The 12,062-nt window shown below is 65.4% G+C and carries 10 protein-coding genes; 6 read left to right on the plus strand and 4 right to left on the minus strand.

Annotation, left to right across the window (positions count from 1 at the left end; translation table 11 throughout):
• Positions 1 to 158 precede the first annotated feature (158 nt).
• Positions 159 to 1,601 (minus strand): helix-turn-helix domain-containing protein, encoded by a 1,443-nt coding sequence (locus tag D4Q52_RS25520; RefSeq protein WP_119859395.1) that lies wholly within the window; start codon positions 1,599 to 1,601, stop codon positions 159 to 161.
• Positions 1,602 to 1,823: 222 nt separating this feature from the next.
• Between D4Q52_RS25520 and D4Q52_RS25525 the strand changes: the two genes are divergently transcribed.
• From D4Q52_RS25525 to D4Q52_RS25535, 3 genes are all read left to right on the plus strand, one after another.
• Positions 1,824 to 3,458, plus strand: a complete 1,635-nt coding sequence (locus D4Q52_RS25525; RefSeq protein ID WP_119859396.1) for an isocitrate lyase — start codon at positions 1,824 to 1,826, stop codon at positions 3,456 to 3,458.
• 21 nt (positions 3,459 to 3,479) lie between these two features.
• Positions 3,480 to 3,695, plus strand: coding sequence for a DUF4170 domain-containing protein (locus D4Q52_RS25530; protein WP_119859397.1), 216 nt, complete (start codon positions 3,480 to 3,482; stop codon positions 3,693 to 3,695).
• 359 nt (positions 3,696 to 4,054) lie between these two features.
• A complete protein-coding gene (locus D4Q52_RS25535; RefSeq protein ID WP_119859398.1) occupies positions 4,055 to 4,612 on the plus strand; it encodes a hypothetical protein in 558 nt (185 codons plus the stop codon).
• A 158-nt stretch (positions 4,613 to 4,770) separates the two neighbouring features.
• On the opposite strand, the gene D4Q52_RS25540 is transcribed toward D4Q52_RS25535, so the two are convergent.
• Positions 4,771 to 5,649, minus strand: a complete 879-nt coding sequence (locus D4Q52_RS25540) for a metallophosphoesterase family protein (protein ID WP_119859399.1) — start codon at positions 5,647 to 5,649, stop codon at positions 4,771 to 4,773.
• Positions 5,650 to 5,760: 111 nt separating this feature from the next.
• On the opposite strand from D4Q52_RS25540, the gene D4Q52_RS25545 reads away from it, so the two are divergent.
• From D4Q52_RS25545 to D4Q52_RS25555, 3 genes are all read left to right on the plus strand, one after another.
• Complete coding sequence (locus D4Q52_RS25545; RefSeq protein ID WP_119859400.1) at positions 5,761 to 6,249, plus strand: NUDIX domain-containing protein; 489 nt, start codon at positions 5,761 to 5,763, stop codon at positions 6,247 to 6,249.
• A 129-nt stretch (positions 6,250 to 6,378) separates the two neighbouring features.
• Positions 6,379 to 8,046: a mechanosensitive ion channel family protein gene (locus D4Q52_RS25550; protein ID WP_234831324.1), complete on the plus strand. Its 1,668-nt coding sequence runs from the start codon at positions 6,379 to 6,381 to the stop codon at positions 8,044 to 8,046.
• Positions 8,047 to 8,106: 60 nt separating this feature from the next.
• On the plus strand, positions 8,107 to 8,625 hold the full coding sequence (locus D4Q52_RS25555) for a GNAT family N-acetyltransferase (protein WP_119859404.1): 519 nt from the start codon (positions 8,107 to 8,109) through the stop codon (positions 8,623 to 8,625).
• A gap of 356 nt (positions 8,626 to 8,981) precedes the next feature.
• Here D4Q52_RS25555 and D4Q52_RS25560 read toward each other — a convergent pair whose 3' ends face one another.
• Together D4Q52_RS25560 and D4Q52_RS25565 are read right to left on the minus strand one after the other, a co-directional pair.
• Positions 8,982 to 11,345 (minus strand): TonB-dependent receptor, encoded by a 2,364-nt coding sequence (locus tag D4Q52_RS25560; RefSeq protein ID WP_119859401.1) that lies wholly within the window; start codon positions 11,343 to 11,345, stop codon positions 8,982 to 8,984.
• A gap of 127 nt (positions 11,346 to 11,472) precedes the next feature.
• Positions 11,473 to 11,823, minus strand: coding sequence for a hypothetical protein (locus D4Q52_RS25565; RefSeq protein ID WP_119859402.1), 351 nt, complete (start codon positions 11,821 to 11,823; stop codon positions 11,473 to 11,475).
• Positions 11,824 to 12,062: the final 239 nt, after the last annotated feature.

Genomic DNA, 12,062 nt, shown 5'->3' on the forward strand with positions numbered 1-12,062 from the left:
CTACGGGGGGTGCCGTGGCCGATGTGGCAAACGGCTCCCCCCGTCTTGGCCCGCTACGCGAAGCAATCCAGACCGTGCACTGATCTGGATTGCTTCGCTTCGCTCGCAATGACGGGGAGAGTTGGGTGCGCGCAGTGAGTGAGGGCTGCGTGGCAGGCTCACAACTCCCTTGCATTGCTAAACGAAAAGCTGCTCGCCCGCCGCGTGTTCTCGTCCAGGATCAGCGTCCGCGTGATCGGCGGCTCGGCGCGTTGCGAGCAGTGTTCGCGTTCGCAGAGGCGGCAGTTGACGCCGATCGGGGTGCCTTCGGCTTTGTCGAGGTCCATGCCGGCGGCGTAGATCAGTTTGGAGGCGTGGCGTATCTCGCAGCCGAGGCCGAGGGCGAAGCGGGGCTGCGGCTGCGGGTGCGGCGCGACCGGGCGGCGGACCATTTGGGCGATCGAGAAGTAGCGGCTGCCGTCGGGCAGTTCGATCACCTGCTTCAAGAGGCGGTCCGGCGTGTCGAAGGTCGAGTGCACGTTCCACAGCGGGCAGGTGCCGCCGAATTTCGAGAACGGGAAGGTGCCGGATGAGAACCGCTTGGAGACGTTGCCGGCGTTGTCGACGCGCAGCAGGAAGAACGGCACGCCGCGCGCGTTCGGGCGCTGTAGCGTGGTGAGGCGGTGGCAGACCTGCTCGAAGCCGGCGTTGAAGCGCTGCGCCAGCACGTTGACGTCGTAGCTGAGCTGCTCGGCGGCGGCGTGGAACGCCGCGTAGGGCATCATCACCGCGGCGGCGAAGTAATTGCCGAGCGTGATGCGGAACAGCCGCCGCGCGCTGTCGTCGAGCGAGCCGGTGCGGGCGACGATGCCGTCCATCACGCTGCCCACTTCGGTCAGCCCGGTCTGGAACGCGGCCTGGAAGGCGCGGCCCGGGAAGTCGACCAGTTCGGAGATCAAGAGCTGGCGGCGATGGCGGTCGAACCGCCGCAGCGTCTCGCGCATGACGTCGACCGGCATGATCCGCGTGGTGATCGAGTGCCGCTCGCGCAGCCGCTCGGCCAGCGCGCCGAACAGTTCTTGCGAGCTGACATTGAGCTCGTCGCGGACCGCCTCGGCGGCCTGCTCGAGCTCGGGGAAGTAATTGCGGTTGGCCTCGATCAGGTCGCGGACGCGTTCGATCGGGTTGGCCTCGTAGCGGATCTGCTCGCGGTCGGCCATCTGCGCCGCCACCATGGTCTCGCCGCGGCGGGCTTCGGTATAGGCGGCGTACAGCCGCTGCAGCGAGTGGGTGACGCCGGGGCAGAGCTCGGCGAGGTCCTTGAGCTCCTGCTTGGGCAGGTCGATCTGGCGGAACAGCGGGTCGGAGAAGATCTCGTTGAGCTCGGCGAAGAACCGGTCCTCGTCGGCGGTGGCGAGGTCGCGCAGGTCGAGGTCGTAGGTTTCGGCCAGCCGCAGCAGGATCTGGGCGGTGACTGGGCGTTGGTTGCGCTCGATCAGGTTGACGTAACTGGGGGAAATCCCCAGGCCTTCGGCGATCTGGGTCTGTGACAGGCCCAGCTGCTGGCGAATCCGCCGGAATCGCGGGCCGACGAACAGTTTTTTTCCGGATTCGCCGGCCATTTTTTACAGTTCCTTCAGCTCTGCCGAACCGGCGATCTTTACAAAATTTACAAAATTACATTTGTTACATGTACTGAAGTTACATGACATCACCATTCGTTCGCAAGAGGTCTGTACGTCTTTCCCGATCTCGCGTTTACGTAGCGACACGTTTCGCAGCGCCGCTGTCAAGAATGTCTCGGCAGCGCGCAGCGGTTTTGTCGTCATCGAAGGGATCATGTCATGAACTTCCAGCCCCGCGGCATCAGCGCCATCCACGCTCCGAGCACCTATCAGAGCGAAGTCGAAGCGGCCGAAGCCCTGCTCAAGGACAAGCCGACCTGGAATGGCGTCACCGCCGAGGCCGTGGCCCGGATGCGCCTGCAGAACCGCTTCAAGACCGGCCTCGACATCGCCCGCTACACCGCGGCGCAGATGCGTGCCGACATGGCGGCGTATGACGCCGACCCGACCAAGTACACCCAGTCGCTGGGTTGCTGGCACGGCTTCATCGCGCAGCAGAAGCTGATCTCGATCAAGAAGCACGGCGGTGGCCGCACCGACCGTCGTTACATCTACCTGTCGGGCTGGATGATCGCGGCGCTGCGCTCCGAGTTCGGCCCGCTGCCCGACCAGTCGATGCACGAAAAGACCTCGGTGCCGGCGCTGATCGAAGAGATCTACACCTTCCTGCGCCAGGCCGACTCGCGCGAGCTCAACGACCTGTTCCGCCAGCTCGACAAGGCCCGTGAGGCCGGCGACAAGGCCAAGGAAACCGCGATCATCGACAAGATCGACAACTTCCAGACCCACGTCGTGCCGATCATCGCCGACATCGACGCCGGCTTCGGCAATGCCGAGGCGACCTATCTGCTCGCCAAGAAGATGATCGAAGCGGGCGCCTGCGCGCTGCAGATCGAGAACCAGGTGTCGGACGAGAAGCAGTGCGGCCATCAGGACGGCAAGGTCACCGTGCCGCACGACGTGTTCATCGCCAAGGTGCGCGCGCTGCGTCACGCCTTCCTCGAGATGGGCGTGGAAGACGGCATCATCGTCACCCGCACCGACTCGCTCGGCGCCGGCCTGACCCAGCAGATCGCGGTCAGCCATCAGCCGGGTGACATCGGCGATCAGTACAACAGCTTCCTGGATTGCGAAGAAGTCGACGCCACCAAGATCGGCAATGGCGACGTCATCATCAGCCGCAATGGCAAGCTGCTGCGCCCGAAGCGTCTGCCGAGCAACCTGTACCAGTTCCGTCCGGGCACCGGCGCGGACCGCTGCGTGCTGGACTGCATCACCTCGCTGCAGAATGGCGCCGACCTGCTGTGGATCGAAACCGAGAAGCCGCATATCGAGCAGATCGCCTCGATGGTCGACCGGATCCGCGAAGTCGTGCCGAACGCCAAGCTGGCCTACAACAACTCGCCGTCGTTCAACTGGACGCTCAACTTCCGCTGGCAGGTTTATGATGCTTGGAAGGACGAGGGCAAGGACGTGTCCAAGTACAACCGCGCCGAGCTGATGAAGGCCGAATACGACGAAACCCCGCTCGCGATCGAAGCCGACGCCCGCATCCGCACCTTCCAGGCGGATTCGGCCAAGCGCGCCGGTATCTTCCACCACCTGATCACGCTGCCGACCTACCACACGGCCGCGCTGTCGACCGACAACCTGGCCCGCGAATATTTCGGCGACCAGGGCATGCTGGGGTATGTTAAGAACGTGCAGCGCCAGGAGATCCGTCAGGGCATCGCCTGCGTCAAGCACCAGAACATGGCCGGCTCGGACATCGGCGACGACCACAAGGAATACTTCGCCGGCGAAGCGGCTCTGAAAGCCGGCGGCGAACACAACACGATGAACCAGTTTGGCTAACGAGAAAAACAGGAGACCACGATGTCGAACGGCAGCAACTTCTGGGTGATCGGCGGTGAGTTCGGGTCGATGAACTTCCACAAGCTCGTCGAAGGCTCGGCCCAGGTGAAGGGCCCCTTCAAGACGCGCCAGGAGGCCGAAGAGGCCTGGAAGACTCTTTCCGAAGAAAACCGCCATCGCGCGGGCGTGCGGTTCTCCATCGTGGAAGAACCGAACCGGGCCGTCACCCCGGCCTGATCCGCTCCACAGCCGCAGCGGCGCACGCGCCGCGCGGCATTCGGACTAGATTGACCAGATAGAAGACGTCCAAGGACTTTGGCGGTCTCACCGGGCAACCCGGCGGGGCCGCCATCGTCGTTGTGGGGAGTCCCACCGCCGTCATTGCGAGCGAAGCGAAGCAATCCAGCGCCCTGCACGGAGCTGGATTGCTTCGTCGCTCCGCTCCTCGCAATGACGCTGGCGCATGTTGTTTGCCGGGCCGCATCCGAAGCGAGCGAAGCCGAGGCAAAGCCTTGATCCACAAGGGCTGTTTGCGAACCAGATGGTTGCTGATAGGTTAACGCCAGGGCGAGGCCCACGCGGCAAGGCGGTCGAGTATGGCGGAGGCGCATATTTCCGGGACATCTGCGGCGCGGCCGATGCGGCTGCGCGACGCGCTGCGCCAGGCCCGGATCGAGGCGGCCGACCGCACCGGTGTGGTGGTCGACCTGCGCGACGCCGAGATCGCCCGGCTGGAAATATTGAACGAGGCGCTCGATCCGCTGTTCGAGGAGATCCCGGCCGGCATCGACCTGTTCGACCGCGGCCTCAGCCAGGGCGACACGCCGCGGCTGTGGATCGACGTCGTCGCCCACGTCATGATGGGCCGGGACAAGCGGGTGTATCGGTTCGTCCAGGACACCCGCTACGGCCGTATCGTGCTGGCGGAGTCGCATCAGCCCGCCGTGATCGTCGACGCCATCACCAGCTACATCGCGCGCCGTCTGATCGAACGCGACCATGCGCTGGCTGCCTCGACGGCACTGCCGGCGCCGCCCGCGCCGGTCGCCGAAGAGAAGCGCCGCGGCGGTTTCTGGCTGTTCCTGCTCGGCTTTGCCGCCGGCGCGCTGGCGTTGTTCGCCTTCGCATTGTTTGCCGCGCTGCGCAGCATGTGACGGCTGGCGTTCACCTCAGACCTCTCCCCGTCATTGCGAGCCAACGGGTCGGCGCGAAGCGCCGCCCGATGACAGGCTCCGCGAAGCAATCCAGCGCCGGGCACTGCGCCTCTGGATTGCTTCGCTTCGCTCGCAATGACGAGAGGCAGCGCGTGGAACTAAAACACTACGGGCTCGCGCAGCTCCTGCACCGTCTCCGTACCGGCGAAGCCGCGGCTGCGGTGTTCGCAGCGCCAGCCGGTGCCAGTCTCGCTGATCGTGAAGAAGTTATACGCCGCCGACGGCCGGTGATGGTCGTTGAAAGCCGAGGCCGAAGGCACGCCGACCACAGGAATCGATTTGGTCGGCGTGTCGATCCAGATCGTGGCGTGGACGTGGTCGTGGCCGTGCAGCACCAGCTCGACCGGGTAGCGCTGCAGCAGCGCGATCAGCTCGCGTGAATCCGTCAGCCGCTTGAAGCGCGAGCGCGAGCGCAGCGGGTGATGGATCATCAGCACGCGATACAGCGGCTGATCCGCCAGGCCGGCAAGCAGGATCTCCAGCTTGGCGCGCTGGGCGCTGCCGAGCCGGCCGGTCGCCATGAACGGCGCGGTCGGCACCGCGCTGGAGACGCCGATCAGCGCCACATTGCCGCGACGGCGCAGATACGGAAAGCCGGCGACGCCGTCGTCGCCGCTGAGATAGGCGGCGAAATCCTCGCCGAATCGCAGCGCCGTCGAGGTGACGTAGGAGTCGTGATTGCCCGGCACGACGCTGACCTGGTCGGGCGGGCCGACGCTTTCCAGCCATTGTCGCGCGGGACCGAATTCACCGGTCAGCGAAATGTTGAGCAGGTCGCCGGTGACGGCGATGTGATGGGGCTGCTGCGCCTGGATGTCGCCGACCAGCGTGTCGAGAATGTCGCGGCGATGAATGGCGTGGCGATTGCGAGTGTAGTTGAGATAGCCCAGCGCCCGCTTGCTGGCGAGCTCACGATAGCGCGGCTTCGGCGGCATCGGCAGATGCGGGTCGGACAGATGCGCCAGAGTGAAGGTCATTGCTGTTCGCTTTCGCCCAGGGCAATCCCGCCTGTCAGAATCGGTTCAGTTTTGGCAAGCTCGGATCGGCGGCGCAAGCGACCTGCCGCGCTCCTGTGAGGACAAGCTGTCTTGCCGGCCCAGCAGACGTTGCGAATCAAGCTCGAGCCGGCGTTGCGGCGCGTTCTTCATCTGTACTGGCGCTTTGCGCGTGGCATGACGCTGGGCTCGCGTGGTCTGGTGCTCGACGAGCAGGGCCGCGTCTTCCTCATCAAGCACAGCTATGTCAGCGGATGGCATCTGCCCGGCGGTGGCGTTGAGGTCGGCGAGACCTTCGTGGATGCGTTGCGCCGGGAACTGATGGAAGAAGGACGGATCGAACTCACGGGCGATCCAGAGCTTCACGGTGTCTTCCTGAACAACCATGCCTCGCCGCGGGATCACGTTGCCGTCTATGTAGTGCGCCAGTTCCGACAGGATCGGGCACCTGAGCCCAATCGCGAAATCATCGCGTCGGGCTTTTTCGACGTGGCGACGCTGCCAGAAGACACCACCATCGGGACCAGACTGCGCATCGCAGAGGTGCTCGCCGGCCAACAAATCCAGCCGACCTGGCGCTGAAGCGCCAGAAACCACCCGTAAATACCGCGTCGATCATATCAAGGGCTCAATTCTCTGGTCTGAAGGGCGCATTCTCAATTTCCGAAAGGACCAGGTTTGACGGCATCCGTGAGAGCCATTGTTCGATCATTGCTGATCGTTTTGGCAATTCTGGCGACCAACGTCGCGTTCGCACAAATTCCCACTCCCGGCGGCAACGGCGCTGATCCGGCCGCCAAAACCGAGAAGGTGGCTGATCCGCTCGGCCGCGAGACCCCGGCCGGCATGGTGGCCGGCTTCATCAGTGCGGCTGCGGAGCAGAATTACGAAAAGGCGGCGCAATATCTCGATCTGAGCCAGGAGAAAGGCGCTTGGGGCCCCAGCGTCGCGCAGCAGCTGCAGCGCATCCTGGACCAGGGCGGCTATGTGTTTTCCCGGCTGCGGCTGAGCGCCGAGCCGGCCGGCGACGTCGATGACGGACTGCCGCCGGACCAGGACAAGTTCGGCGCGGTGCGCACCACCAACGGCTCGGTCGATCTGATCGCGCAGCAGGTCGCCGACAAGGATGGCAACAAGATCTGGCTGGTGTCGTCGCGCACAGTGGCCGAATTGCCGTCACTGTCGCGCACCGTGATCTCCAGCATGGTCGATCGCCTGCTGCCGTACTCGCTGCGCGATGATTATCGGTTCGCCGGTGTGCCGGTCGGTCATTGGCTCGCCGTGCTGGCGCTTGCGGTGGTGTCGTTCCTGCTGGTGTGGGCAATCATCTCGTCGCTGCTGTGGGTCGTCTTCAAGATCCGCAATCGCCAGGATTCGCGGATCCGCCGGGTGCTGAGTGCTTCGGCGTTTCCGATCCGGCTGTTCTTCACGGTATGGATGCTGCGCGTCACCATGGTGTTGGCCGGCGTCTCGATCGTCGCCCGGCAGCACATGTCGAGCGTCACCGAGATCATCGGCTGGATCGCGCTGTCCTGGATCATCTGGCGTGTGGTCGACGCGTTGGGTGATTACACCGTGGCGCGGATGACGCTACGCGGCCGGTTGTCGATGTTGTCCGCCGTCACCTTCGTTCGCCGGGTGGTCAAATTCGCGCTGGTTGCCTTCGCGGTGATCGCGGGTCTGAATGCACTCGGCTACAACGTCACCGCCGGCCTCGCCGCTCTCGGTATCGGCGGTATCGCCATCGCTCTGGGTGCGCAGAAAACCATCGAGCATCTGGTCGGCAGCCTGACGCTGGTCACCGACCAGCCGATGCGGGTCGGCGATTTCTGCAAATTCGGCGACACGATGGGGACGATCGAGGACATCGGCATGCGGTCGACGCGGATCCGCACGCTGGATCGCACGCTGATCACGGTGCCGAACGGCAATCTCGCGGCGCTGCCGATCGAGAACTTCAGCCGCCGCGACAAGTTCTGGTTCCATCCGACGCTCGACCTGCGTTACGAGACCACGCCGGATCAGCTGCGCACGCTGATGGAGTCGATCCGCGAGCTGCTGCTGGATCATCCGAAGGTCGACAGCCCCGGACGGGTGCGGATGATCGGCTTCAGCCCGAACTCGTTGAAGGTCGAGATCTTCTGCTACGTCCATTGCATCGATGGCGATGAATTCCTGGAGGTTCAGGAAGAGCTGTATCTGCGCCTGATGGAGCTGATCGAGGCCTCCGGCACCGGCTTCGCTTTGAATTCGCAGACGCTGTACATCGCACAGGACCGCGGACTGTCGATGACCCGTTCGCCGCAACTCGCGCCGCACGAACAGGACGCCGGCGCCGATGACGAGCGTCCACGGAAGACGGCGGCCGCGCGCGCCTGACGAACGCACTGACGCCGGGCGATGGACCGCGCCCGGCGGCAGTGCTATTGCCGCGTCGCCATGTCCGATCTCAACCTCACCATCCTGCCCGAATCGCCGAACGACGCCCACGCCATCGAGCGGCTGCACGAGCGCACCTTTGGCCCCGGCCGGTTTGCGCTGTCGGCCTATCGGCTACGCGAGCACGTCGACCACATCTGCGCGCTGTCGTTCACGGCGCGGATCGGCACGCTACTGGTCGGCTCGGTCCGGCAATTGCCGATCACGATCGGCGAGTCGCCGGCGCTGCTGCTCGGGCCGCTGACGGTGGAGCCGCCGTTCCGGTCACGCGGCGTCGGCCGCCTGCTGCTCGACCGCGCCATCGCGGACGCCCGCGCGCAGGGCCATCGGCTGATCGTGCTGGTCGGCGACGAGCCGTATTACAGCCGCGTCGGCTTCAAGAAGATCCCGCGCGGCCGCGTTACGATGCCCGGCCCGGTCGATCCGGCGCGGCTGCTGGTGTTGGAGCTGGCCGAGGCCGCCTTCGACAGCGTCAGCGGCCCGATCCGCCCGGATTGGAGCAAGGCCAAGTCAGCCTGACGTTCGCCAGGCCGCCTCTCCCCGCCCGCCGTCATTCCGGGGCGCGCGCAGCGCGAACCCGGAATCTCGATAAGTTCTGCGACTCCGGCGTTTCTACAACTTCGGGATTCCGGGTTCGCCCGCAAAGTGCGGGCGCCCCGGAATGACTGGGGAGAGGGTGGCGGCCGATGGCGCTAATCGTTTTGCGCCTCTCCCCGCGCACCGTCATTCTGGGGCGCGCCTGCGAAGCTGGCGCGAACCCGGAATCTCGATGGGTTCTGCGACTCCGGCGTTTCCACAACCTCTGGATTCCGGGTTCGCCCGCGAAGGGCGGGCGCCCCGGAATGACCGTGGGGGCGAGGGGCCGCGCTGGCTGCTCAGAACTTCAAATTTGCGAAGGCGCGGACGCCGAGGCCGGGCATCAGGACGTTGTCCTTGTTATAGGACACCGCGTTGCGGATGTTCTCGTTGAGCAGGTTGTTGCCGACCAGCCCGACGAGCATTTCCTGTGCGCCCCAGACGTTCGGGTTCAGCTTGGTGCGGTAACTCACCTCGGCCTTCAGCAGATTGTAGCCCGGCGTCGTGGTCTCGGCGATCGGCTGAACGTCGTTTTGGGCGAAGGCATGCAGCAGGTTTATGCGGGTCAGCCAGTTTGCATCGCGCCAGAACAGGCCGCCGCCCAGCCGCACCGGCGGGATACGCGGCACGTTGGTGCCGTCCGCGAAGGTGGCGCGCACCACGTCGAATTGATTCTCGATACCCCAGGTGCCGCCGTAGATCTGCGCGACGTCGAGCTGGCTCTGGAATTCGCCGCCCCGGAAGGTGGCGTCACGCTGCGAATAGATCGCCTGGTTCAGCTCCAGCCCCTCGCCGAGCTGGCAGACGCTGTCTTCGCAGCTATTGCCGGTCAGCCGCCGATAGATGAAGCCGCTGAACTTCGTGTAGTAGGCGGTGATCTCGAACCGGAATGGCCCTTCGGCGCGGCGCAGGCCGAGTTCAACCGACTTGGCGGTTTCGATCCCGAGATTCGGATTTCCGATGTCGAATGTTTCGGTGGCGTCGTGGCCGCCGCGCGAAAACAGCTCGGCCGGCTTGGGCGCGCGTTCGACATACTGGCCGGTGATGCTCGCCGACAGGCCCCACGGCAGCGCCTGAATCAAGCCGAGGCTGAAGCTCTTGGGTGTGAACGAGCGGGTCTGCGCGACCGAAGCGCCGATCGCATTCGGATCGGCGCCGAGGTCGAACAATTCGGGGATGAAAGACGGCGTTATGCCAGACAGATTGACGTGCTCGATCCGTCCCGCGACCTGCGCCTTGGTGGTGTTGGTGAATTGCAGCTCGTTGAAGACGTAGCCGGCGACCTTGGTGTTCTTGTTCGGATCGAACAGGCCGTTGAGCGGGCTGGTCGGATCGTCCGGGCTCGGCGCGGTCAGCTCCTGATGGCTGGCCTGGACGCCGACCGCCGTGGTCACCGCCGCGAAGCCGGCATTCCAGGGCGTCAGCTGGACTTCAAGCCGGCCTTCCTGCTCGCGGTTGGTGAAGGTCTGGCGCACGCCGTCGGTGGTCGGATCGCCGGCGACAGCCTGACCGATTTCGTTGTGTTTGTAGTCGGTGGCGCCGACCCAGAACCGAATCGCGTCGATCGCCGCCGCATCCGGGCGATATTCGCCCTTCGCGTTGAACTTGGTCTGCTTGGCATCGATCCGGGTACCGACTTCCGAGCCCTCGACGCCGGGGATGTGATAGATCGAATTGTTCTGGGTGATCGACGCGCCGATGAAGCCGCCGTCGAACAGATAGGAACCGCCGATCGAGGCGCCGGCCGCGGTTGCGGCCGAGTTCGGCTGGCGGCCGTTGAATGGCAGGCCCGGCTGCGCATACGGATAGCTCGGTACATTGTAGTCGCCGGCGTTGCGGCCGTAGACGTCCGCATGAACCGCAACGTTGTTGCCGGCGGCATCGAGTAGCACCGCGCCTTCGACGCCGCGATCCACCGAGCTGACGGCACTGCGGACCTCGGCGTTCATGCACCCCGGCGCGCCGCCGATCGCTGCCGGCGCCTTCACCGGCAGGCCGTAGCTCTGGAACGGCTGGGCGCAGGGCGGCAGCGCGTCGGGGATGCGATTGTTGGTAGCACTGACGACGCCGCCGATCGCGGTCGAGCCGTAGCGCAGCGTCGCCGGGCCGCGGATCACTTCGACCTGATTGGTCGCGAGCGGATCGATCGGGACGAAATGGTCCTCGCCGAGATCGGAGGCGCCGTTGCTGCCGATACCGTTCTCGATGATGCTGACGCGGTTGACGTCGAGGCCACGGATGATCGGCCGGCTGGACGCGCCGGGCGCGTAGCTCGAGCCGGTGATGCCGGGCTTGTTGCTCAACAAATCGCCAAGCGTGCCGCCGCCATTGCGGCGGATTTCCTCGTTCGGCACTACCGTGACGGTGGCGAACTGGTCGGTGACAATCGGCAGCGTGCCGGGCAGCGGGGCGGCCGGCTGCGCCACCACGGGCGCTGCTTCTGCCGGAGCGGGACCGCGCTGCCGGGCAGGGGCGGCGACCCGGGCCGGGCGCGGAGCCGGCGCCGCGACAGGCTTGCGGCGCACGATCGGGCTCGGCGCCGTGACGGTAACCTCCGGCAGCGTCGTCGCAGTCTGGGCCAATGCGGGGGCCACGGGAATGCTGTGGAAGCCGGCGAACGCCGCGCCTCCGAGCAGGAGGGTGCGTCGAAGGGAGAACGACATGGTTTGGTTCTGGTCCTGACTTGGCCGGCCGGGGCGAAGCCCCGTTGCCGGTCTCTGCACAAGGCAGATCGAATACGGATGGACTGCGCCGCACCCGAGGGGCTGCGCACGACACGTTTCGAGGACGTCAGGAGCGAGGAGGCGCGCGAGGCTGGAAGCCGCCGTGCAGTGCGGCAGGTTCGACGGCCGCGTGAGCGGCGATGTGCTGATGCAGGTGATGGCTGCTGCGCGGCGGCAGAGCCGGCGGCGACGCATCGAGCATCGCATTGGCCATCGCCACCACGGCGCAGATCGCGCACAAATCGGCGGCGCCGTCATGGTGGTCGGGAGCAGAGGAATCCGGGACGGTTGTGGCGAAGACCTGCGAATGCGGGGTCGCGACAGCATCGAAATGACCGAACGCGGCAGCAAACTGGATCGCCAGCGCGATCAGCGCCAGCCGTGCTCCCAGCCCGAGATGTGCCCGCACCCAGTTCATGCCCACGCCCCCGTCAGCCGGCCAATTCGGCCGTTGACGTTACATTGTAACATCACGGCTCGCGGGGCCGCTGTCAACGGAGGTCACCACGATGGTTACCGGGTGTGACTTTTCCGCCAAACGCGACCAGTCGGGCGCCTTGCTCCTCTCGCCACCCGCACGGTCATGTATGGACGGCCCCCTCTCGGCAAGAGCATTTTGGTGTTTCGGCAAATGAATCGGGGTGCGGTCATGTATAC

It is taken from the genome of Rhodopseudomonas palustris, from assembly GCF_003591005.1.
GTDB lineage: Bacteria > Pseudomonadota > Alphaproteobacteria > Rhizobiales > Xanthobacteraceae > Rhodopseudomonas > Rhodopseudomonas palustris_K.